Raw genomic sequence first — 22956 nt, 5'->3', positions numbered from 1 at the left:
GGTGCTGCCACCAGCGGGTGAACCCCGGCCAACGGCCAGGACCGGCGGAAAGGACACAAGCCCCGTTCCCCTATACTTCGGCGCGAAGTCTACCGGGGAGCCGCCATGTCGGATGCGCACCTGTTCGCAATTGGCGTAGTGCTGGCCTGGCTGGCCGGGATCCGCGTCTACCTGACCGTCTTCGGCGTGGGCCTGGCCGGCGCTCTGGGCTGGCTGGACCTGCCGCCCGCCCTGGAAGTCACCCAATCGCCCTGGGTCATCGGGGTATCCGGCGCATTGGCCGCGGCGGAATTCTTCGCCGACAAGATCCCCGGCGTGGACTCGGGCTGGGACCTGCTGCACACCCTGCTGCGCGTGCCCGCCGGCGCCTTCCTGGCCGCCGCGACGCTGTCCCCCGACGGCCACCTGGGCGCGGGCGCGCTGGCGACCGGCGCGGGCGTGGCACTGACCAGCCACGTGCTGAAGGCCAGCTCGCGCGCGCTGCTCAACACCTCGCCGGAGCCGCTGTCGAACTGGACGGCCTCCGTGACCGAAGACGTCGCGACCATCGGCGGCCTGGCCCTGGTGTTCGCGCATCCGTGGATCGCGCTGTCGGCGGTGGTGGTGATCTCGCTGACCATCGCGCTGGTGCTGTGGTGGGTGTGGCGGAAGGTGTTCCGGCGCACGCCGCGGCCCGCGACCTAGACGCGAGCCGGATGCAAACGAAAACGCCACCTTGCGGGTGGCGTTTTTCGTTTGCGCTGATGCTCCGGCGCGCGTGAACTGTTGCAGCTGACTGCGATCAGCTTTCCAGCTTCGTCGCCAGGTAGTTCTGCTCGCCCACGCGATCCATCAGCGCCAGCTGCGTCTCGATCCAGTCGATGTGCTCCTCTTCCGACTCGAGGATGTCGGCGAACAGCTGGCGACTGACGATGTCCTTGATGCTTTCGCAGTAGATGATGGCTTCGCGCAGCATCGGGAGCGCTTCCAGCTCGAGCGCGAGGTCGCAGGTCAGCACTTCGCGCGGGCCTTCGCCGATGCGCAGCTTGCCCAGCGCCTGGAAGTTCGGCAGCCCTTCGAGGAAGAGGATGCGTTCCGACAGTTTGTCGGCGTGCTTCATCTCGTCGATGGACTCGTGGTACTCGTGTTCCGCGAGTTCCTTCAGGCCCCAGTTCTTCAGCATCTTGGCGTGCAGGAAGTACTGGTTGATGGCGGTCAGCTCGTTGTAGAGCGCCTTGTTGAGGAATTCGATGACCTTGGCGTCGCCTTTCATGGCGGGACTCCGTGCTTGCGATGCGCGGACTCTAGTCCTTGCCCACGTAGCGTGACGAAACGCGAATCGAATGCGATTGCGAACGGATGTCGGTTGGGCGGAAGTGCCAGGCCCGATGGTGCGATCAGCTGCGGTGCGAAGTGCCGGATGTTCCCGGCGGGATGTCACGACGAATCACGCGGCCTGCTGCAGTACCGGAAGTTCGATCGTCGCGCGGGCCTGGTTGAGCAGTTCCGCCGCCATGTCCAGGCAGCTGCCACAGTTGGCACCGGCACCGGTACGCATGGTCAGTTCCGGAACGCTGCGGCAGCCGGCTTCGGCCGCCTGGCGGATGTCGCGTTCGGTGACGCCGTTGCAGATGCACACGTACATGCAGGTCGGGGCGGAAAACGCAGCCGGACTGGCTGCGGATCTATTCCGCCACGAATGAGAATGATTGTCAATTAACAGACCGTCAGGAAGCCCGATCAGGAGCTCGACCCGGGCTCCGAGCCGCTCCCGCCGCGCGCCGAATCCGGCCGCGACGACCGCGGGCGCTGCCGGTTACGCGCGGCCGACCGCCGCGGATCGTGCAGGTCGCGGGGGTCCGGGCCGGGCATCGGAACTGCCAGCACCCCCACCACCCCACGCGCCACCGGGGCCAGGTGCCGCAGGGCGCTGTTGTAGACGCCCCGCTTGAAGGTGACGACGTGCTCGACCGGGTACCAGAAGTCCACCCAGCGCCAGTGGTCGAATTCGGGCTTCTCGGTCAGGTCCAGGCACAGGTCGCTCTCCTGCCCGGTCAACCGGAGCAGGAACCAGACCTGTTTCTGGCCGATGCAGACCAGGCGGTCGCTGCGGCGGACCGCCCGGGGCGGCAGCCGGTAGCGCAGCCAGCCCGGCGTCGCCGCCAGGACCTCGACATGTTCGGGCAACAGGCCGGTTTCCTCGCGCAACTCGCGATACATGGCCTCCAGCGGCGTCTCGTCGCTGTTCATCCCGCCCTGCGGGAACTGCCAGCCATCGCGATGCACACGACGGGCCCAGAACACCCGGCCGTCCGGATGCATCAATACAATGCCGACATTGGGTCGGTAACCGTCCGGATCGATCACGATGCGGACTCCAGAATGCACTGACCCGACTCTGCCACGGCGCCCGGCGCCCGACAAGCAAGGACCCGGCCGATTGACGCCACGTCCCGAGGCAGGAATAATTCGCGGCTCGCTGCGGCAAAACCGCACCGAATGGCTATGTAGCTCAGCCGGTTAGAGCACAGCACTCATAATGCTGGGGTCGGTGGTTCGAGTCCACCCATAGCCACCATCGATTCAAGGAAAAGCCCCGCCGAAAGCGGGGCTTTTTCGTTGTCCGCATCAGTCCCGCTTGGCCCGCGCGAACGCCGCCGCCAGCGCGTTGTTGGCCGGTGCCGCCGATGCTCCGCGATTCGCGCCGCCGCGGTCTCCACCAGCACGATTTCCACCCGAACGATCGCCACTGGCACGATCGCCGCCACGGTTGGGTTGCGCATCGCGACGTACGTCGCGATCGCCACGCGGCGGGGCCGACGTACGTGACTCGCCCGGCACCGGCACGGCGTCGTCCAGGCGTCGCGTCAGCGCGATGCGCTTGCGGGCGACGTCGACCTCCAGCACCTTCACCTTGACGATGTCGCCCGCCTTCACCACGTCGCGCGGATCCTTCACGTACTTGTCCGACAGCGCTGAGATGTGAATCAGGCCGTCCTGGTGCACGCCGATGTCGACGAAGGCGCCGAACGCAGCGACGTTGCTGATCACGCCCTCCAGGATCATCCCGACCTGCAGGTCCTTGAGGTCCTCGACGCCATCGGCGAAGCGCGCGGCCTTGAACTCGGGGCGCGGGTCGCGTCCGGGCTTCTCGAGTTCCTTCAGGATGTCGCGCACCGTCGGCACGCCAAACTTTTCGTCGGTGAATTGCTCCGCCTTGAGCCCGCGCAGCAGCGGCGCGTCACCGATGAGTTGCTTCACCTCACGACCGCACTGCTTGAGGATGCGCTCGACCACCGGATAGGCCTCGGGGTGCACCGACGACGCGTCCAGCGGCTGGTCGCCTTCGTTGATGCGCAGGAAGCCGGCGCATTGCTCGAAGGTCTTGTCGCCCAGGCGCGGCACTTTCAGCAGTTCCTTGCGGCTCCTGAAGGCACCGTTGCTGTCGCGGTAGACGACGATGTTCTCGGCCACCGTCGACGACAAGCCCGACACGCGCGTGAGCAGCGCGGCCGACGCGGTGTTCACATCGACACCGACCGCGTTCACGCAGTCCTCGACTTTCGCATCGAGCGCGCGCGCGAGGCGGTACTGGTCGACGTCGTGCTGGTACTGGCCCACGCCAATCGCCTTGGGTTCGATCTTCACCAGCTCGGCCAGCGGATCCTGCAGGCGACGCGCGATCGACACCGCGCCGCGGATGCTGACGTCGAGGTTCGGGAATTCCTTCGCCGCGAACTCGGACGCGGAATACACCGACGCGCCGGCCTCGCTGACGACGATCTTCTGCATCTTCAATTCCGGCGCGAGCTTGATCAGGTCGGCGGCGAGCTTGTCGGTTTCGCGCGAAGCGGTGCCGTTGCCGATCGAGATCAGTTCGACGCCGTGCTTGATGCACAGCGCGCGCAGCGTGTGCAACGACTGGTCCCACTGGCGCTTGGGTTCGTGCGGATAGATGGTGTCGTGCGCGACGAACTTGCCGGTGTTGTCGACCACCGCGACCTTCACGCCGGTACGCAGGCCCGGGTCGAGGCCGAGTACGGCCTTCGGGCCGGCGGGTGCGGCCAGCAGCAGGTCCTTGAGGTTGTTGCCGAACACGTCGATCGCCTCGGCTTCGGCCTTCTCGCGCGCCTGCGCGAACAGGTCGAGCAGCAGGTGCAGGTGCAGCTTCGCCTTCCAGGTGAGACGGCAGGTGTCCTGCAGCCACTTGTCGGCGGGTCGGCCCTGTGCCTTCACGCCGGCGTGGTGGGCGACGCGGCCTTCGCCAAGCAGATGACCGGCGTCGGCATCGGTGCCCGGATCGAGGTCGAGGAACAGGATCTCCTCGCGGCGTGCGCGGAACAGTGCGAGCAGGCGATGCGAGGGAATCTTCGCCAGCGATTCGCTGTGGTCGAAGTAGTCGCGGTATTTCGCGCCTTCGTTTTCCTTGCCCTCGGCGACGCGCGCGCGGATGACGCCGACATCGTGCAGCCAGTTGCGCAGGTCGCCGACCAGCGCCGCATCTTCGCCCCAGCGCTCCATCAGGATCGCGCGCGCACCATCGAGTGCGGCCTTGGTGTCGGCGACGCCCTTTTCCGCATCGATGAAGGTCGCCGCGAACTCCTCCGGTACCTGCGATGGATCGGCGAGCAGGCCGAGTGCGAGCGGTTCCAGTCCGGCTTCGCGCGCGATCTGCGCCTTGGTACGGCGCTTTTGCTTGTACGGCAGGTACAGGTCTTCCAGGCGCGACTTGCTGTCGGCGCCCAGGATGTCGGCGCGCAGTTCGTCAGTGAGCTTGCCCTGCTCGTCGATCGACGCCAGCACGGCGGCGCGGCGGTCTTCCAGCTCGCGCAGGTAGGTCAGGCGCGCTTCGAGGTTGCGCAGCTGGGTGTCGTCGAGGCCGCCCGTCACTTCCTTGCGGTAGCGCGCGATGAAGGGGACGGTGGCGCCTTCATCCAGCAGGGCGATGGCGGCCTGGGCCTGGGCGGATTGCGCGCCGATCTCGGCGGCGATGGTGGAAGCGATCTGGCGGGCGAGCTGCGGGGAAATCTCGGGCATTGCGTGGGTTCGATTCAACTGTTGCGGGAATGCGGGTCCGATTGTGGCAACCGATCCGGCGCGGCGTAAGCCGTTGACAGGGTGCGTTCGGTAGGGCGGGTCTCGACCCGCCGCACAGGGACCGCCTCCCTCCGTCGGCTCGAAGCGCAGCGCCACGAGGCATGTGCCCGAGGCCGCTGGCGGCCGGACGGTGGCGCTGGCACCGGCCGAAAGCGTTGATGACGCTGGCGCCGGCCCGGCGGCGGGTCGAGACCCGCCCTACAATGCGTGCCATGGATATCTTCAAGGTCTTCACCCTCGAAGCCGCGCACCGGCTCCCCAACGTGCCGCCGGGGCACAAGTGCGCACGGCTGCACGGGCATTCGTTCCGGATCGAGATCCGCGTGCGCGGTGAGATCGGCACGGATACCGGCTGGGTGATGGACTTCGCCGACGTGAAGACGGCGTTCCAGCCACTGTACGACCAGTTGGACCACCACTACCTCAACGACATCCCCGGCCTTGAGAACCCGACCAGCGAGCGGCTGGCGGTGTGGATCTGGGATCGGCTGAAGCCGGCGCTACCGCTGCTGGACGAAGTAGTGGTGCACGAGACCTGCACATCCGGCTGCCGCTACCGCGGGTAGGGCGGGTCTCGACCCGCATCCGGGCAAGCTCGGTCCCCTTGATCGACCATCTCCGCGCTGTGGGATGACGGTTGAAGACCCGCTTCTACGACGGCTCGGCGAGCCCTGAGTCGGTGCATTGCCCCTCGGCCGGGACGTTTTGCCCCTCGTGAGCGGCGCCCTCATCCCTCGATCGGGACTTTGCAGGGAGTCGGCGGGACAAAAAGTCGCTCGGGAGAGGCTCTGGCCCCCTCGGCCGGGACGTACCTGTCCCTCGGGAACGACTTCCCGGCCCTCAGTCAGGACTTTTCGGTGCTCCGGCGAGATTTTCCGGTGCTCCGACGGGACTTTTTGTCGACTGACCTGGGCGTGGAGTCCCGCCTTTTTGCGGTTTCCGACGAACGGTTGCCTGGCGATTCGAGCCCGCAACCTCGCCAAACGCCCGTTCAGGCGTCCGAAACGCCTCCAAACCATGTCCCCGATGACAAAACGGTTTCGCCGGGCCAATACGCGTCACACCGCTGTTGTTGCACTGCAACAAAACACCGGCTATGCTGCGCCGCACAATCAGTCGAACCCTCGCCTGATTGCTTTCCCCAGATAACCCGGAGCCGCCATGTACCAGTTCAACGAACAGTTTGCCGCCGCCTCGCGCCAGTTCGCGGACACGGCTGCCCAGATCAACAAGATCGCCCTGGAAAGCACCCAGGCCGTGTTTGGCCTGCAGCTCGCCGCCATCGAAGAGCGCGCCAGCGCCACCTTCGCCTTCTTCGGCGAAGCCAGCCAGGCCCGTGACATCGAAGCCCTCAAGACCCTGTTCCCGAAGGGCGTGCAGGTTGCCCGCGAGAACGTCGAGCGCGCCGTCGCCACCGGCCAGGAAGTTTTCGGTCGCACCGTGAAGGCCAACGAAGCCATCGGCCAGATCGCCAAGACCCAGATCGAAACCGTCGCCGCCAAGACCCAGGCTTCGGTTGAAGAAGCCGCTGAAAAGGTCGCCAAGGCCGCGAAGGCGAAGTAAGCAAAGCCTCTCTCTCCGCTCCCCCGCGGAACAACGAACCCGGCAGCCCACCAGCTGCCGGGTTTTTTGTTGCCTCGCATTTCTCCCCCTGTTGCGGGAGTGAATTGCGAAGCCCGCTCAGTCAATGCGCGGGCTGTCAATGCGCATGCTGTGCTTCAAGCGTCTTGAGTTTCGCCATGGCCTTGGCGTGATCGCGGCCCACCAGCAGGTAGACCACCGGCACCACGAACAGGGTGAAGACGGTGCCGATCGCCATGCCACCCACGACCACCCAACCGATCTGGTTGCGCGCTTCGGCGCCGGCGCCGGTCGCGATGGCCAGCGGCAATGAACCCAGCACCATCGCGCCGGTGGTCATCAGGATCGGGCGCAGGCGCAGCGCCGCCGCGTCCACCACGGCCTCGAGCTTGCTACGGCCCTGCTCCTGCAGCTGATTGGAGAACTCAACGATCAGGATGCCGTGCTTGGAGATCAGGCCGACCAGGGTGACGATGCCGATCTGCGAATAGATGTTCCAGCTGCCGCCGGTGAGCTTGAGCGCGAGGAACGCGCCGAACATCGCCAGCGGCACCGAGCCCAGCAGGATCACGAACGGATCGACCCAGCTCTCGAACTGCGCGGCGAGCACCAGGAAAATGAAGCCCAACGCGAGCACGAGGATCATCGTGAACTCGTTCGACGATTCACGCAGTTCGCGGCTTGGTCCCGAGAGGTCGTAGCTGGCCTCCGGTGCGACGTCGTGCAGGGCGTTCTCCATCCACTCCAGCGCCTCGCCCGCGGAATAACCCGGCGCCAGGCCAGCGGTGATCGTCGCTGAGCGCAATTTGTTGAAGTGGTTGAGTTCCTTCGCTGCGATCGTTTCGTTGATGCTGACCAGGTTGGAAAGCTGCACCATCTGACCGCTGGTATTGCGCACGAATACGTTGGAGACATCGCCCGGGGTGCGCCGCGCGGCGTCCTCGACCTGCACGATCACGTCGTACTGCTCCGAACCGCGCTTGAAACGGGTCACGTTGCGCCCGCCCAGCAGGGTTTCCAGGGTATGGCCGACGGTGGCGACATCGCTGCCCACGGCGGCGACCTTGTCGCGATCGACATCGATCTTGAGCTGTGGCTTGTTGAGCTTGAGGTCGGTATCGGGATTGGTCAGACGCGGGTTTTCCTGCATCTTCGTCATCAGTCGCTGCACCGTGCCGCCCAGTTCATCCCAGGTGCCAGTGCTCTGCACCACGAAACTGACCGGCTGCGACAGGAAGTCCTGACCCAGCGGTGGCGGCGTCATGGTGAACGCCATGACCCCGGGAATGCCGAAGAACATCTGCGCCGCCAGACCGCTGGGCGGGAACGGACTGCCGGCAATCTGCTGTGCCGAACCGCCCTTTCGCTCACCCCAGTCCTTGAGCATGGTGAAGCCGATCGTCTGGGTCACGTCCGGATAGCCGACGATCTGGAACACGCGCTGCTGGTCAGGCAGGCCGAGCAACATGCCCTGCATCTGTTGCGCGTACTTGTCGGTGTACTCGACGGTGGAACCTTCCGGCGCGATGCCGATGCCCATGATGAAGCCCTGGTCCTCGGCGGGCGCCAGTTCGCGCGGCAGCAGCATGAACAGGCTACCTGCCGCGACGAAGATCAGCAGCGCGAAACCAATCACCGCCTTGCGCCAGGCCAGCGCGGTGCCCAGCGCGGTGCGGTAGTGGTTGTCGATCCACTTCAGCACGCGTTCGCCGGCCTGGTAGAAACGGCCGTGGCGGTTGTCGCCGCGCAACAGCTTGGACGACATCATGGGCGACAAGGTCAGTGCGGTGAAACCCGACACCAACACCGCGCCCGCCAACGTCAGCGCGAATTCGACGAACAGCTTGCCAGTGCGGCCGGTGGAGAATGCCAGCGGTATGTAGACCGCGGCCAGGGTCAGCGTCATCGCGATGATGGCAAAGCCAATTTCCTTGCTGCCCTTGAGCGCGGCCTGGAACGGCGGCATGCCTTCTTCGATGTGGCGCACGATGTTCTCGAGCATCACGATGGCGTCGTCGACCACCAGGCCGATGGCCAGCACCATCGCCAGCAGGGTAAGCGTGTTGATGGTGAAGCCGAAGGCATACATCAATGCGAAGGCGCCGATCAGCGACACCGGGATCGTCACAAGCGGGATGAGCGTGGCGCGCCAGCTGCGCAGGAACAGGAAGATCACCGCGATCACCAGCGCAATCGCGATCAGCACGGTGTGGAACACCTCGTCGATCGACTCCTTGATGAACGTGGTGGTGTCGTAGGCGATCTCCACCTTCATTCCTGCCGGCAGCTGCCGGGTGATCTGCGGCAGCATCACCTGCAGGGCTTCGGAGATATCCAGCGGGTTGGCCACCGCCTGCTTGACGATGCCCAGCGGCACCGCGTTCTTGCCGTTGTAGCGCGAGGTAAAGCGCCTTTCCTGCTGGCCCAGTTCAACCTTGGCGACATCGCGCAGGCGCACCAGCGTGCCTTTGACGTCACCCAGGATGATGTTGCCGAACTCTTCCGGCGTCTTCAGGTCGGTCTCGGACAGCACGGTGAATTCCCGCGCGCTGCTCTCGACGCGGCCGGCCGGGATTTCGACATTCTGTTTGCGCAACGCGTCCTCGACGTCGGCCGGCGTCAGCCCGAAGCCGGCCAGGCGCTGCGGCTGCAACCACACGCGCATCGCATAAGTGCTGGCGAACACCTGCGCCTGCGCCACGCCGGGAATGGTCTGCACGCGGTCCTTGACCAGGCGCTCGGCGTAGTCGGCGATCTCGACCTGTGAATGGTGATCGGAAGAGAACGCGAGATAGATGATCGGCTGCGCGTCGGCTTCCTGCTTCTGCACGATCGGTTCGTCGACTTCCTGCGGCAGCAGCGCGCGCGCCTGCGCGACGCGATCGCGCACATCCGATGCGGCGCCATCGGGGTCGCGGTTCAGGCGGAAACGGATGGTCACCTGGCTGGACTGCTCGCGGCTGACCGACTGCATGTATTCGATGCCTTCCACGCCGGACAACGCATCCTCGATCGGCTGCGTCACCTGCGATTCGATCACCTGCGCGCTGGCACCGGGATAGGTCGTGCTGACCGTCACCACCGGCACGTCGACGTTGGGGATCAAGCGCACCGCAAGCCGGTCGTAGGCGATGATGCCCACGAGCAGCACCACCAGGTTGATCACGGTGGCGAAAACCGGGCGGCGGATGGAGATGTCGGAAAGAACCATGGACGCCTCGCTTGAGTTCTTTGCTTCTCCGGCGGGAGAAGCGGTTTTCCTTCCCCCGCCAGCGGGAGGAAGGTGGCGTGCAGCGCCGGATGAGGGCGGTGGCTAGGCGCGGATCACGGCGAAGATGGGCAGCGCCCCCTTGAGGAAGCGCTGCGACGTCACTGCGCCTTTTCTGCCTGCTTCGGTTCGGCCGTTTCAGGCGCGGCCTGCTTTGGTTCGGCCTGCTTTGGTTCGGCTTGTCCCGCAGGCTGCGCAGACGCATCCTGCGGCGCTGCTGCAGCGGGCGCGCCATCTGCCGGCATCGGCTTCACCGGCAGACCGTCGTTCATCATCGGCTTGGTCTGGCCCGCGGTGATCACCTGGTCGCCCGCCTTGAGGCCTTCGAGTACCTGGAAAGCCCCGGGCACGCGCACGCCGGTCTTGATGATGACCTTCTTGGCCTTGCCATCGACGATGGTCCACACGTAACGCTGGCTGCCGTCCAGCATCAACGCCTGCTCGGGCACCAGTACCGCCTGGGTGGTGTTTGCGCCGGTGTCGAGTTGCAGCTTGGCGAACTGACCTGGGCGCAGGCGGCCGTCGGGATTGGCGATCTGCGCGCGCAGCTTGGCGCTGCGGCTGTTGGGATCGATCACCGGGTCGATCGCGGTGACCGTGCCACCAAACTGGTCGTCGGGAAAGGCGTCGACCGTGATGCTGATCGCCTGGCCATTCTTCAGTTGCGACAGCGCGGTTTCGGGCACGCTGAAATCGACTTCGATCGGATCAAGTCGTACCAGCGTGACCAGATCCTGGCCCACCGTGACGAACGCACCAACACTGACATTGCGCAGCCCGACCTGTCCGGAGAACGGCGCGCTCAATGTCATCTTCGTCAATGCGGTGCGGGCCGAAGCCACGCGGGCCTGGTCGACGCCATAGGCGGCACGTGCACGGTCGTAATCCGACTGCGCGATGAGCTTCTGCTTGACCAGTTCGCCGGCGCGCTCGGCGGCACGGCGGCTGTTCTCGAGATTGGCGGCGGCTTCGTTGAGCGCGGCCTGCTGGGTGCCGCCATCAAGAATGAACAATGGCTGCCCCGCGCGCACCGCGGCGCCTTCGGTGAAGGCGATGCGAGCGACACGTCCAGCGACTTCCGGCCGCACCACCACCGACTCATCGGCGCGCAGGCTGCCCACGGTCTGCAATCCGGCATTCAGTTGCTGCGCCTTGAGCGTGACCGCTTCCACCGGCAACGGCGGCATGCCGCCACCAGGCGGGCCGCCCGGACCACCGCCGGGAGCATTGGCATCGCCCTTGCCACACGCCGCCAGCAACGTGGCCATGGCGATGGCGACTCCCGATATCCGCAGCGTGCCCATCGCAGCCTCGTCAGTCCATTTCTTGAACTGGCGAGTTTAGCCTCGCCACCGTGAAGAGATAACCGTGCCGGAAGTCAGGCTGCGAGCAGCGCGCACAAGGCAGGTCCTGGCAGGGTTGCACTTGGCCGAAGTTGGCCTGCTCTACAGGGTGGGACGCAATTCACTCGCCAGCGCGCGGGCGTCGGGGACCTCGGCGAACGGCAATCGACCCCAGCACGGCGCGGGCAACACGCGCTGCAGGATCGCGAAATTGTCGTCGCGACGCGCCATCGCAGGGTCGATGTCATTCGCGATCCACCCCGCCAGCGACACGCCATCGGCGGCGATCGCACGCGCCGTCAGTCGTGCATGGCTGATGCAGCCCAGCCGCAGTCCCACCACGAGCACCACCGGCAATCGCAGCGCGCGCACGAGGTCGACCTGCTCCAGCGATGCCGACAGGGGCGCGGCCCACCCGCCCACGCCTTCAACCACCACCGCGTCGGCGAGCGCGGCGAGGCGCCGATGTGCCTCCACTATCCTGGACAATTCGATCACCACGCCCGCATCGGCCGCTGCCAGTTCCGGAGCCAGCGGTTGCGGCAAGGCATAGGGGTTGATGTCGTCGTAGGCGGGTTGCGGATCGCTGGCTTCCAGCAAGGCCAGCGCATCCTCGTTGCGCCAGCCCTGCGGTGTGCGCTCACACCCGCTTGCGACCGGCTTCATCCCGACCGCGTGCATGCCGCGCGCGCGCAAAGCGTGCAACAGCGCAGCACTCGCCACCGACTTGCCAACTCCGGTATCGGTCCCGGTGACGTAGAACGCATTCATGGCGCGCATCCTACGGGGCGCCGCCTCGCGCCGAAACAGGACCGCCGCCGCCTCCCGCCGACGGCACGACGCCCCGGAGCCGGCTGCTACACTCGCCCGATGACGTTTTCCGCGATTCCGCTGACCGGCACCAAGGCCGAACGCTACGCGCAGCTGCTGGACCAGGCCCGCGGCCTGGCGGCCGGCGAGCACGACCGCGTCGCCAACGCCGCCAACCTCTCCGCGCTGGTGTACCACGCACTGCCGTCGCTCAACTGGGTCGGCTTCTACTTCTTTGATGGCACCGAACTGGTCGTCGGCCCGTTCCAGGGCCTGCCGGCCTGCGTGCGCATCCCGCTCGACAAGGGCGTGTGCGGTGCGGCGGCACGCACGCGGCAGACGCAGCGCGTGGCTGACGTGCATGCGTTCCCGGGACACATCGCCTGCGATGCGGCCTCGCGTTCGGAACTGGTGGTGCCGCTGGTGCGCGGCGATGAGTTGATCGGTGTTTTCGACCTGGACAGCCCGGAACCCGATCGCTTCGACGAAGACGACCAGCGTGGCCTGGAGGCCATCGCGCAGGTTCTGGTGGAGTCGCTGCAATGAGCGCGGTGAAGATGCGGAACATCGGCCCGAAGAGCGCCGCTTGGTTGCGCCAGGTGGGGCTACGCACGCTGGAAGAACTCACCGCGATCGGTACGGTCGAGGCCTACATGCGCGTCAAGCGCGCGGGCTTCAAGCCGGGACTCAACCTGCTGTACGCCATCGAAGGCGCGCTGCTGGATTGCCACTGGCAGGAAGTGCCTGAAGCGCGACGCCACGAATTGATCGCCGCCGCAGAAGCCGCCACAGCCCTGCTTCCGCCGCCCCGCAACCGGCCGGCCGCGGGACCGGTGACGACCACGATTACCTCGTACGAGGGCGCCTCGCACGAGAACGCTTCGCACGAAAGCGAAGCGGTCGCGCTCGACGCTTCGTTCGACAGCGTCGACGAGGAAAGCGACACAGCCGCCGAGGACTGAGGCCCGGCGGCTGCAGAAAAAAGCCCGGGAATCCCGGGCTTTTTCTTTTTTCCAGCGCTGGCTGCCGCAGTCACTCCACCGTGACCGATTTCGCCAGGTTGCGCGGCTTGTCCACGTCGGTGCCGCGCGCCAGTGCGGCGTGGTAGGCCAGCAGCTGCACCGGGATCGCGTGCACGATCGGCGAGAGCACGCCGACGTGGCGGGGTGTGCGGATCACGTGCACCTGCTCGGATTCGCCGAAGTGGCTGTCGGCATCGGCGAAGACGAACATCTCGCCACCGCGCGCGCGGACTTCCTGGATGTTCGACTTCACCTTCTCCAGCAGGTTGTCGTTCGGCGCGATCACCACCACCGGCATTTCGCTGTCGACCAGCGCGAGCGGGCCGTGCTTGAGTTCGCCGGCGGGATAGGCCTCTGCGTGGATGTAGGAGATTTCCTTGAGCTTCAATGCGCCTTCCAGGGCAATGGGGTAGTGCATGCCGCGACCCAGGAACAATGCGTGCTGCTTCGGTGCGAAGCGATCCGACCAGGCCACGATCTGCGGCTCCAGGTTCAGCGCGTGCTGCACGCTGCCGGGCAGCTGGCGCAGGGCTTCGACGTACTCCGCTTCCTGCGCCGCATCCAGCTTGCCGCGCAGCTTGGCCAGCGCGCAGGTCAGGGTGAACAGCGCAACCAATTGCGTCGTGAACGCCTTGGTCGAGGCCACGCCGATCTCGGCACCGGCGCGGGTGTAATACACGAGGCGGCTGGCGCGCGGGATCGCGCTCTCGGGCACGTTGCAGATCGACAGCGTCTTGTCGTGGCCGAGTGACTTGGCGTACTTGAGCGCCTCCATCGTGTCGAGCGTCTCGCCCGACTGTGAAATGGTGACCACCAGCTGCTTCGGGTTCGCCACGACGGTGCGGTAGCGGTACTCGCTGGCGATATCGACCGCGCACGGCAGGCCGGTGATGGCTTCGATCCAGTACCGCGCGGTCAGGCCGGCGTAGTAGCTGGTACCGCAGGCGAGGATCTGCACGCCTTCGATGTCCGCCAGAACCGACTCGGCATCGCGGCCGAACAGTTCTGCGGAGAACGCGCCGTTGTCGATCACCGCCTCGATGGTGTCGGCGATGGCACGCGGCTGTTCGTGGATTTCCTTCTGCATGAAGTGGCGGTACGGGCCGAGTTCCAGCGACGCCAGCGACACATCGGACACGTGCACGTCGCGCTCGATGGCATTGCCTTCGCCGTCGAACACGCGCACGCCGTCGCGACGGACTTCGGCGGTATCGCCTTCCTCGAGGAAGATCACCCGGCGCGTCGCCTGGACGATCGCGGACACGTCGCTGGCGACGAAGTTCTCGCCTTCGCCCAGGCCCACCAGCAGCGGGCAGCCCATGCGCGCGGCGACCAGGCGCCCCGGCTCCTGCCGGCTCACCACGGCCAGCGCGTAGGCGCCGTGCAGTTCGCGCACGGTGCGTTGCAGCGCGGCCAGCAGGTCGTCGCCGTCCTTCAGGTGGTGATGGATCAGGTGGGCGATGACTTCGGTATCGGTCTGCGATTCGAAGACGTAACCCAGCTGGCGCAGGCGCTCGCGCTGCTCCTCGTGGTTCTCGATGATGCCGTTGTGGACCAGCGCCACGCCGTGGCTGATGTGCGGGTGCGCATTGGCTTCGGTGACGCCACCGTGCGTGGCCCAGCGCGTGTGGCCGATGCCGAGGTGGGCACTGAAATGCTCGGCCTGCGCGGCGCTCTCCATCTCGGCGACACGACCGGTGCGGCGCACGCGGTGCACGTCGGTGTGGCCGATGTCGCCGGTGATCACGGCGATACCGGCGGAGTCGTAGCCGCGGTATTCGAGGCGCTTGAGGCCTTCGATCAGGACAGGAACCACATCGCGATCCGCGATCGCGCCAACGATGCCGCACATGGAGGGGGTTTTCGCGCTGGAAAGACGCGTCAGTTTAGCGCGCTGTCGTGATGGGCCAGCGCGTCGATTCCGCATCGCAGCCGCCGCGCGGATGGAACCGTCGCCACCCCGTTTAGAGGCCGTCCGACTGTCCGTCCGGACGCCCGGATGTCCGCCCGGACGCGCTGATACGAAATAAATAACCTTTGAAATCAATTGCTTGAAGTTGGCACGGGTTGTGCTTTGAACAACATATCTCCACCCCGACCCGACCCACCCCATGAGCATCCGCGACACCTCCGCCCAGGACCGCCCCGTCCACGGCAACGCCAGCAGCCATGTCGCCTCGCCATCCGCGCGCCGCCGTCCTTGGCTGTATGCCGGCGCAGGCGCGACCGCACTGGTAGTCGCAATCGGCTGGCTGCTGTCGGGCTGGTCCGCGGGGGCTCGCTCCTTCGATGCCTCCCGCCTGCGCATCGCCACCGTCACCCGCGGCGACCTGGTCCGCGACATCTCCGCCGAAGGCCGCGTGATCGCCGCCAACAGCCCCACGCTGTACGCCATCGCCGGCGGCGCGGTCACGCTGCAGGTCGTCGCCGGCGACGCGGTGAAGAAGGACCAGCCGCTCGCGCAGATCGACAGCCCGGAACTGCGCAGCCGCCTCGCCCAGGAACAGGCCACCCTCGCCGGCGTTGAAGCCGAGGCCAGCCGCGCCGGGCTGGATGCGCAGATGACCCGCGCCAACGCGCGCAAGCTGCTCGACCAGGCGCAGATCGACCGCGTCGCCGCGGAGCGCGACCTGGAACGCAACCAGCGCGCGTTCGAAGGCGGTGCCGTTGCGCAGATCGACGTCGCCCGCGCGCAGGACACGCTGAAGAAAGCGGACCTGGGCCTGGCCAGCGCGCGCAACGAATTCGGCCTGCTCGGCCAGGGCGCCGGGCTGGACATGCGCAACAAGCGCCTGCTCGCCGATCGCCAGCGCGCGGTCGTTACCGAATTGCAGCGCCAGGTCGACGCGCTGACCCTGCGCGCCCCGTTCGATGGCCAGGTGGGCCAGGTGATGGCGGCGCAGCGCACGAACGTCGCCGTCAACGCACCGGTGCTGAGCGTGGTCGACCTGACTGCGTTCGAAGTCGAGATCAAGGTGCCCGAAAGCTTCGCGCGCGACCTGGCGATCGGCATGCCCGCGCAACTCACCGCGCCGACGGGAACCTTCGACGCCGAAGTGTCCGCCGTGTCGCCGGAAGTCGTGAACGGCGAAGTCACCGGCCGCCTTCGCTTCAAGGACAAGCAGCCGCCGGGCCTGCGCCAGAGCCAGCGCCTGAGCGTGCGCATCCTGCTGGATACGCGTCGCAACGTGTTGATGGTCGAACGCGGCCCATTCCTGGAACAGGGCGGCGGCAACAGCGGCTACGTGATGGATGGCAGCAGCGCGGTGAAGCGCAGTCTGCGCACCGGCGCGAGCAGCTTGGGTGCGGTCGAAATCCTCGACGGTGTGAAAGAGGGGGATCGCATCGTGGTATCCGGCGCCGACGGTTTCGGCGAATCCGAAAAAGTCCGCATCACCGGAGAATGAACATGAACACCATGAACACTGATCGCACCTCCCCCCGAACTCCCCTCTTCCCCAGCAACTGGACCGCGCAGGACCTGGTCGACGCCGTGCCGCGCCGCGTGTCCGAACTGATGACGCCCGAGCTGATGGATTTCGACCGCGATGTCGAAGCCGCCAACAGCGTTGCGTTGTCGGCATGGGCCTTCGACTGGCGTCGTCGCGACTACCTGCGCGGCAGCGACCTGCACGGCTTCCAGGTGCGCTGACGGCAACGCGCCCGCACTTTCCCGCATCCAAACCACTCAACCCGTACAACGCCAAGGACCCCCGCCATGCTGCACATGCAAGCCGTCACCAAGGTCTATCGGACCGAACTCGTCGAAACCCACGCCCTGCGTTCGCTCGACCTGCACGTGCGCGATGGCGAGTTCGTCGCCGTCACCGGCCCCTCCGGCTCGGGCAAGACCACGTTCCTCAACATCGCCGGCCTGCTTGAGGAATTCACCGGCGGCACGTACACGCTGGATGGCCAGGATGTCAGCGGCCTGTCCGATGACGCCCGCAGCAAGCTGCGCAACCAGAAGATCGGTTTCATCTTCCAGAGCTTCAACCTGATTCCCGACCTGAACCTGTTCGACAACGTCGACGTGCCGCTGCGCTATCGCGGCTTCAGTGCCGCCGACCGCAGGCAGCGCATCGAGAAGGCGCTCAGCCAGGTGGGCCTGGGTTCGCGCATGAAGCACTACCCCGCTGAACTCTCCGGTGGCCAGCAGCAGCGCGCCGCGATCGCACGCGCGCTCGCCGGCACGCCGCGCCTGCTGCTCGCGGACGAACCCACCGGCAACCTGGATTCGCAGATGGCGCGTGGTGTGATGGAGCTGCTCGAGGAGATCAACGCGGCCGGCACCACGATAGTGATGGTGACCCACGACCCGGAACTGGCCGCGCGCGCACAGCGCAACGTGCACATCGTCGATGGCATGGCAACCGACATCTCGGTCGAGTCGAGCCTCCTGCGCGCTCGCGACCTCGCGGCTGCGGCGGAATCGAATCCAGTTGCCTGACTCGAACAACTCAACTGCATGACGGCGGGTCAAGACCCGCCCTACGGAGCCAGGAATGCTTGCCTACTACTTCAATCTCGCCCTGCGCAGCTTCAGGCGCAACAAGGTGCTCACCGCACTAATGGTGCTGGCGATCGCGCTGGGCATCGGTGCATCGATGACGACGCTCACGGTCTACCACGTGCTGTCCGGCGACCCGCTGCCGGGCAAGAGCCAGACCCTGTTCTATCCGCAGATCGACCCCGGCCGCGCCGAGGACTACCACAAGGGTGACGAACCGCCGGACCAGGTCACGCGCCTGGACGCCGAGAACCTGCTCAAGGCCAGGCGTGCCGACCGCCAGGCGCTGATGACTGGCGGCGGCGTCGCCGTGCAGCCGCAACGCGCTGGCGTGCTGCCGTTCTCCGCCGATGCGCGCTACACCAGCGCGGACTTCTTCCCCATGTTCGAGGTGCCGTTCCTGTACGGCAGCGGCTGGGACGCCGCGGCCGACGACGCCCACGCGCGCGACGTGGTGATCGCGAAGGCGCTGAACGAGAAGGTCTTCGGTGGCGGCAACAGCGTCGGCAAGACGCTGCGCCTGGATGGCAACGACTTCCGCGTGATCGGTGTGCTGGATGCGTGGCGGCCGGTGCCGAAGTTCTACGACATGTTCACCAGTCGGCATGGCTATGGCGAGGCCGAGCAGGTGTACCTGCCGTTCTCCACTTCGCGCGACCTCAAGCTCGGCCGTAACGGCAACATGAACTGCTTCGACGAGCGTCCCGATGGCGTGCGCGATACCGATGTCGGCGCACCCTGCGTGTGGATGCAGTTCTGGGTGCAGCTCGATTCGGCGCGGAAGGCGAAGGACTACCGCGCGTTCCTGGAAAACTACTCCGACCAGCAGCGCGCGGCCGGTCGATTCCAGCGTCCCAACAATGTCCAGATGCGCGACCTGATGGGCTACCTCAAGTTCAACCGCGTCGTGCCCGATGACGTCAACCTGCAGATGTGGCTGGCATTCGGCTTCCTGCTGGTGTGCCTGCTCAACACCGTCGGCCTGCTGCTGGCGAAGTTCATGCGGCGCTCGGCGGAGATCGGCGTCCGGCGCGCGCTGGGCGCCTCGCGCGGTGCGATCTTCGCGCAGTGCCTGATCGAAGCGGTGTCGGTCGGCCTTGTCGGCGGCGTACTCGGATTGGGTCTGGCATTCCTCGGCCTGTGGGCCGTGCGCCAGCAGCCTGTTGAACACGCCGCGCTCGCCCACCTCGATCCGGCGATGTTGCTGGCGACGTTTGCAATCGCGCTTGTCGCCAGCCTGTTCGCCGGCGCGTTGCCCGCATGGCGTGCGTGCCAGGTCACGCCGGCCATCCAGCTCAAGACCCATTGAAGAGGCTCGCCATGGACATCCGCCCCATTCTCTCCACCCTGCGTCGGCACAAGACCGCAGCCGCGTTGATCGTCATGGAGATCGCGCTGAGCTGCGCGATCATCTGCAACGCGGTTTTCCTGATCCGCGAACGCCTGGCCCGCATCGACATGCCCAGCGGCGTGGCCGAGAAGGAACAGGTCGTGGTCACTCTCACCGGCATCGGCACTGATCAGAACGCGTCCAGCCTGACCCGTGAGGATCTCGCCGCGCTGCACGCCATTCCCGGCGTGTCCGCGGCCGTATCCACCAACGAGGTGCCGTTCGGCAACTCGTCGTGGAACAATGGCGTATCGGTGACGCCGGACCAGAAGGAATCCTCGCTCAACGCCACCACCTACATGGACAGTGGCGAACTACTGGAAACCTTCGGACTCAAGCTCACCGGCGGGCGCGACTTCAGCGCCGACGAGATCATCAACTACAACGCTGAAGCCGGCTTCAGCAGCCTGCACGTCAACGTGGCGATCATCACCCGCGCCATGGCGCAGAAGCTGTTCCCCGGCAAGAATGGCGTCGGCGAAGTGATTTACTTCGGCGACGGCAAGCCGATCACCGTGATCGGCGTGGTCGACGCGCTGGTCCGTCCCTATTTCGGCCCGAAGGACATGCCGCCGGAATACTCGATGCTGCTGCCGGTCCGCCTGCCCTACGACACCGGCGGCTACTACGTGCTGCGGACCAAGCCCGAGCAGCGCGATCGCGTGCTCAAGGACGCGGTGAAGGCACTGGAGAAGAACAGTCCCAACCGGATCATCCTTTCGCAGAAGACGCAGCAGCAGATCCGCGACGAGTTCTTCCAGCAGGATAGTTCGATGGTGTGGCTGCTGGTGGCGGTGTGCATCGCGCTGCTGGTGGTGACCGCGCTGGGCATCGTCGGCCTTGCCAGCTTCTGGGTGCAGCAACGCACCAAGCAGATTGGCGTTCGCCGCGCGTTGGGCGCAACCAAGGGCCAGATCCTGCGCTACTTCCAGACCGAGAATTTCCTGCTCGCCACGCTCGGCATCGTGATAGGCATGATCGGCGCGTATGGCATCAACCAGCTGTTGATGGGTGCGTACGAACTTCCGCGCCTGCCGGCTGTGTACCTGCCCGTCGGCGCGGTGGTGCTGTGGACACTGGGGCAGTTGTCGGTGTTCGGTCCGGCGCGGCGCGCCGCATCGGTGCCCCCGGCCGTCGCCACGCGCAGCGTGTAGGCAACAACGGGTAATCTGTGGCGATGCCAACGAGTCCCGCACCGAAGATCCTCGTCATCGACGATAACCCCGCCGTCGCCACGGCACTGGAAACCCTGTTCTCACTGCATGACCTCGACACGCGTGCAGTGACGTCACCGGCCGATGGGCTCGCGCTTCTCTCCCGCGAGCCCATCGACCTGGTGGTGCAGGACATGAACTTCCATGCCGACACGACCTCGGGTGAGGAAGGCGTCGCCCTGTTCGCGCAGATCCGCGCCGCGCATCCCGACTTGCCGGTAATCCTGCTGACCGCGTGGACGCATCTGGAATCGGCGGTGGACCTGGTCAAGGCCGGCGCGGCCGACTACCTGGCCAAGCCGTGGGACGACCGCAAGCTGCTGGCGACGGTGAACAACCTGCTGGAGCTGTCGCAGGCACGGCAGGAGCTGGCCCGCCACCGCAGCGGCGAACGGCGTCGGCGCGATGCGCTGGAGCGCGAGTTCGACCTGCGCGGGCTGGTCTATGCCGACGCATCGAGCGAAGCCGCGCTTGCGCTGGCCTGCCAGGTCGCGCGTTCGGAGCTACCCGTGCTGGTCACAGGCCCCAACGGCGTGGGTAAGGAAAAGTACGCGGAGATCATCCACGCCAATTCATCGGTCAAGAGCGGGCCGTTCGTCGCACTCAATTGCGGCGCGTTGCCGGGCGAGCTGATCGAGGCCGAGTTGTTCGGCGCCGAAGCAGGCGCGTACACCGGCGCCAACCGTTCGCGCGAAGGAAAGTTCGAAGCGGCCGACGGTGGCACGCTGTTCCTCGACGAGATCGGCACGTTGCCCCTCGCCGGCCAGGTGAAGCTGCTGCGCGTGCTGGAAACCGGGCGCTTCGAGCGCCTGGGCGGCAACCGCGAACGTACCGTGAAAGTCCGCGTGATCAGCGCGACCAATGCCGATCTGCCTGCGTTGATCGCCGCCGGGCAGTTCCGCGAAGACCTGTACTACCGGCTCAATGCGATCGAAGTGCGCCTGCCGCCACTGGCGCAGCGTCCCGACGACATCCTGCCGCTGGCACGGCATTTCCTTTCTCCGGGCAAGCAGCTCGACGGCGATGCCGAACGCGCGCTGCTGGCGCACGGCTGGCCGGGCAATGTGCGCGAGCTGCGCAACACCATCCAGCGCGCGTCGCTACTGGCGCGTGGCGAGAAGATCGGCGCTGCCGACCTGGGACTGCCGGCGATGCCGGTACGCGCGGTGGCCGCGGGCAACGGCGGCGACGAGCCGGATCGGGCCACGATAGAAACAGCGCTGGCGCGCGCGGGTGGCGTGGTCGCGCAGGCCGCCGGCGACCTGGGCCTGTCGCGGCAGGCGTTGTACCGGCGCATGGAACGCCTGGGGATCGGTCGGCCATGAGCCTGCCTCTGCGCACGCACGGAAGGTCGAGGCGTCGACACGACGCCAACGGAGCGGCACGTGCGTAGCCTGCGCCAGCGTGTGCCACTGAGCCTGCAGTTCGGCGCGATCGCGCTGGTCTACATGGCTGCAGCCGTCGCAATCACGCTGTTCCTGTCGCGCTGGCTCGCGAACCCATGGCTGGCAGGCGGGATAGTGGTTGTCGCGTTGCTGCCGTTGTTGGTCTATCACGTGCGCCGCGCTTTCGCGCCGATGAACTCATTGTTCCGCGCGCTCTCGGGCACTGTGGCCAGCTACCGCGATGGCGACTTCGCCTTCGGCCTGTCGTGGCACGGCGGTGGCGACCTTGGCGAACTCGTCGCGAGCCACAACGCGCTTGGCGACGCCCTGCGCGAGCAGCGCCTGTCGCTGGTGCAGCGCGAACTGCTGCTGGACACGATGGTGCAGAACACGCCGGTGGCGATGCTGCTGGTGGATCCGGCGCGCCGCATCGTCCTGGGCAATATCGCGGCGCGCAAGCTGCTCGGCGAAGGCAAGCGCCTGGAAGGCCAGTCGTTCGACGAGTTGATGGCGAACGCGCCCGACGCCCTTCGTGATGCGTTCGAACGCGGCGGCGACGGCATGTTCACCGTCGGCGACGTGGACAATGAGGACATCTACCATCTCGCGCGCCGGAATTTCCGCCTCAATGGACGCCGCCACGAGCTCATCCTGCTGCGCCAGCTCACCGCGGAACTGCGGCGGCAGGAAGTGCAGACGTGGAAGAAGGTGATCCGCGTGATCAGCCACGAACTGAACAACTCGCTCGCGCCGATCGCCTCGCTCGCGCATTCCGGCGCGGAGCTGCTGCGTCGCGGGCAGCTGGAACGCCTGCCGACGGCGTTGTCCACGATCGAGGATCGTGCGCGGCACCTGGAAGGCTTCATCCGCGACTACGCGCGCTTCGCCAAGCTGCCGGCGCCGCGACTCGAAGCCGTACCGTGGCCACGTTTCGTCGCGCAGCTGCGCTCGCAGGTGGATTTCACCTACGACGGGCCCGATTCGCCCGACACCATCGCCCGCATCGATGTCGCGCAGATGGAGCAGGCGCTCATCAACCTGCTGAAGAACGCGCACGAATCGGGATCCGCACCGGACGGCGTCGGGTTGGCGCTGCGACGCCTGCCCGATGCCTGGCGTATCGACGTGCTCGACAGAGGCACCGGCATGAACGATGCCGTCCTTGCCAACGCACTGCTGCCGTTCTATTCGACCAAGCGCCACGGCACCGGCCTGGGTCTCGCCCTCGCACGCGAGATCGCCGAGGCACACGGCGGCCGCATCGCGCTGGTCAATCGCGACGGCGGCGGGTTGTGCGTGTCACTGGTGCTGCCCGCCTGATCGCAAGCCCTGCCTGCGTGGCAGATGGCGGACGACA

20 protein-coding genes and 1 tRNA gene are annotated in these 22956 nt (G+C 66.4%); 13 read left to right on the top strand and 8 right to left on the bottom strand.

Annotated features, from left to right (window positions below):
• The first annotated feature begins 105 nt into the window (after nucleotides 1–105).
• Nucleotides 106–684 carry a DUF4126 domain-containing protein gene (locus ACYVD7_RS03665; protein WP_460759185.1) on the top strand — a complete coding sequence of 193 codons (579 nt, stop codon included), beginning with the start codon at nucleotides 106–108 and terminating at the stop codon, nucleotides 682–684.
• 97 nt (nucleotides 685–781) lie between these two features.
• On the opposite strand, the gene bfr is transcribed toward ACYVD7_RS03665, so the two are convergent.
• From bfr to ACYVD7_RS03650, 3 genes are all read right to left on the bottom strand, one after another.
• The gene (bfr, locus tag ACYVD7_RS03660; RefSeq protein ID WP_460759182.1) at nucleotides 782–1252 is read right to left on the bottom strand and encodes a bacterioferritin; all 471 of its coding nucleotides are present in this window, start codon (nucleotides 1250–1252) and stop codon (nucleotides 782–784) included.
• 174 nt (nucleotides 1253–1426) lie between these two features.
• The gene (locus ACYVD7_RS03655; RefSeq protein ID WP_460759179.1) at nucleotides 1427–1624 is read right to left on the bottom strand and encodes a (2Fe-2S)-binding protein; all 198 of its coding nucleotides are present in this window, start codon (nucleotides 1622–1624) and stop codon (nucleotides 1427–1429) included.
• Nucleotides 1625–1719: 95 nt separating this feature from the next.
• A complete protein-coding gene (locus ACYVD7_RS03650; protein WP_460759177.1) occupies nucleotides 1720–2346 on the bottom strand; it encodes an RNA pyrophosphohydrolase in 627 nt (208 codons plus the stop codon).
• Between the two features lie 134 nt (nucleotides 2347–2480).
• On the opposite strand from ACYVD7_RS03650, the gene ACYVD7_RS03645 reads away from it, so the two are divergent.
• Nucleotides 2481–2557: transfer RNA gene (locus ACYVD7_RS03645), tRNA-Met, on the top strand.
• A 50-nt stretch (nucleotides 2558–2607) separates the two neighbouring features.
• Here the strand turns inward: ACYVD7_RS03645 and ACYVD7_RS03640 are convergent.
• The gene (locus ACYVD7_RS03640) at nucleotides 2608–5016 is read right to left on the bottom strand and encodes a Tex family protein (RefSeq protein WP_460759174.1); all 2409 of its coding nucleotides are present in this window, start codon (nucleotides 5014–5016) and stop codon (nucleotides 2608–2610) included.
• A 272-nt stretch (nucleotides 5017–5288) separates the two neighbouring features.
• On the opposite strand from ACYVD7_RS03640, the gene queD reads away from it, so the two are divergent.
• Both queD and ACYVD7_RS03630 read left to right on the top strand, forming a co-directional pair.
• On the top strand, nucleotides 5289–5642 hold the full coding sequence (queD, locus tag ACYVD7_RS03635; protein ID WP_460759171.1) for a 6-carboxytetrahydropterin synthase QueD: 354 nt from the start codon (nucleotides 5289–5291) through the stop codon (nucleotides 5640–5642).
• Between the two features lie 595 nt (nucleotides 5643–6237).
• Entirely contained in the window at nucleotides 6238–6639 is a 402-nt protein-coding gene (locus tag ACYVD7_RS03630; protein ID WP_460759168.1) for a phasin family protein, read from the top strand.
• A gap of 136 nt (nucleotides 6640–6775) precedes the next feature.
• On the opposite strand, the gene ACYVD7_RS03625 is transcribed toward ACYVD7_RS03630, so the two are convergent.
• From ACYVD7_RS03625 to bioD, 3 genes are all read right to left on the bottom strand, one after another.
• Nucleotides 6776–9868, bottom strand: a complete 3093-nt coding sequence (locus ACYVD7_RS03625; protein ID WP_460759165.1) for an efflux RND transporter permease subunit — start codon at nucleotides 9866–9868, stop codon at nucleotides 6776–6778.
• Nucleotides 9869–10026: 158 nt separating this feature from the next.
• The gene (locus ACYVD7_RS03620; protein ID WP_460759162.1) at nucleotides 10027–11193 is read right to left on the bottom strand and encodes an efflux RND transporter periplasmic adaptor subunit; all 1167 of its coding nucleotides are present in this window, start codon (nucleotides 11191–11193) and stop codon (nucleotides 10027–10029) included.
• Nucleotides 11194–11370: 177 nt separating this feature from the next.
• Nucleotides 11371–12039, bottom strand: coding sequence for a dethiobiotin synthase (gene bioD, locus ACYVD7_RS03615; RefSeq protein WP_460759159.1), 669 nt, complete (start codon nucleotides 12037–12039; stop codon nucleotides 11371–11373).
• Between the two features lie 99 nt (nucleotides 12040–12138).
• Here bioD and ACYVD7_RS03610 point away from each other — a divergent pair, with 99 nt between their 5' ends.
• On the top strand, nucleotides 12139–12624 hold the full coding sequence (locus ACYVD7_RS03610; protein ID WP_460759156.1) for a GAF domain-containing protein: 486 nt from the start codon (nucleotides 12139–12141) through the stop codon (nucleotides 12622–12624).
• The gene (locus ACYVD7_RS03605; protein ID WP_460759154.1) at nucleotides 12621–13040 is read left to right on the top strand and encodes a TfoX/Sxy family protein; all 420 of its coding nucleotides are present in this window, start codon (nucleotides 12621–12623) and stop codon (nucleotides 13038–13040) included. Before ACYVD7_RS03610 ends, ACYVD7_RS03605 begins: the two co-directional genes overlap by 4 nt.
• 70 nt (nucleotides 13041–13110) lie before the next feature.
• Here ACYVD7_RS03605 and glmS read toward each other — a convergent pair whose 3' ends face one another.
• Nucleotides 13111–14952 carry a glutamine--fructose-6-phosphate transaminase (isomerizing) gene (gene glmS / locus ACYVD7_RS03600; protein ID WP_460759151.1) on the bottom strand — a complete coding sequence of 614 codons (1842 nt, stop codon included), beginning with the start codon at nucleotides 14950–14952 and terminating at the stop codon, nucleotides 13111–13113.
• 259 nt (nucleotides 14953–15211) lie between these two features.
• On the opposite strand from glmS, the gene ACYVD7_RS03595 reads away from it, so the two are divergent.
• The 7 genes from ACYVD7_RS03595 to ACYVD7_RS03565 all read left to right on the top strand — a co-directional run bounded on the left by ACYVD7_RS03595 (nucleotide 15212) and on the right by ACYVD7_RS03565 (nucleotide 22919).
• Nucleotides 15212–16507, top strand: coding sequence for an efflux RND transporter periplasmic adaptor subunit (locus ACYVD7_RS03595; protein WP_460759149.1), 1296 nt, complete (start codon nucleotides 15212–15214; stop codon nucleotides 16505–16507).
• Nucleotides 16508–16509: 2 nt separating this feature from the next.
• The gene (locus ACYVD7_RS03590; protein ID WP_460759147.1) at nucleotides 16510–16752 is read left to right on the top strand and encodes a hypothetical protein; all 243 of its coding nucleotides are present in this window, start codon (nucleotides 16510–16512) and stop codon (nucleotides 16750–16752) included.
• 66 nt (nucleotides 16753–16818) lie between these two features.
• The gene (locus tag ACYVD7_RS03585; RefSeq protein ID WP_460759144.1) at nucleotides 16819–17550 is read left to right on the top strand and encodes an ABC transporter ATP-binding protein; all 732 of its coding nucleotides are present in this window, start codon (nucleotides 16819–16821) and stop codon (nucleotides 17548–17550) included.
• Nucleotides 17551–17605: 55 nt separating this feature from the next.
• Complete coding sequence (locus ACYVD7_RS03580; RefSeq protein WP_460759141.1) at nucleotides 17606–18919, top strand: ABC transporter permease; 1314 nt, start codon at nucleotides 17606–17608, stop codon at nucleotides 18917–18919.
• An 11-nt stretch (nucleotides 18920–18930) separates the two neighbouring features.
• A complete protein-coding gene (locus ACYVD7_RS03575) occupies nucleotides 18931–20154 on the top strand; it encodes an ABC transporter permease (protein WP_460759138.1) in 1224 nt (407 codons plus the stop codon).
• A gap of 23 nt (nucleotides 20155–20177) precedes the next feature.
• Nucleotides 20178–21539, top strand: coding sequence for a sigma-54-dependent transcriptional regulator (locus ACYVD7_RS03570; RefSeq protein ID WP_460759135.1), 1362 nt, complete (start codon nucleotides 20178–20180; stop codon nucleotides 21537–21539).
• A 123-nt stretch (nucleotides 21540–21662) separates the two neighbouring features.
• Nucleotides 21663–22919 (top strand): sensor histidine kinase, encoded by a 1257-nt coding sequence (locus tag ACYVD7_RS03565; RefSeq protein ID WP_460759794.1) that lies wholly within the window; start codon nucleotides 21663–21665, stop codon nucleotides 22917–22919.
• Nucleotides 22920–22956 lie beyond the last annotated feature (37 nt).

This window comes from Lysobacter fragariae, assembly GCF_054779775.1.
This window is presented reverse-complemented; position numbering and strand designations above follow the sequence as displayed.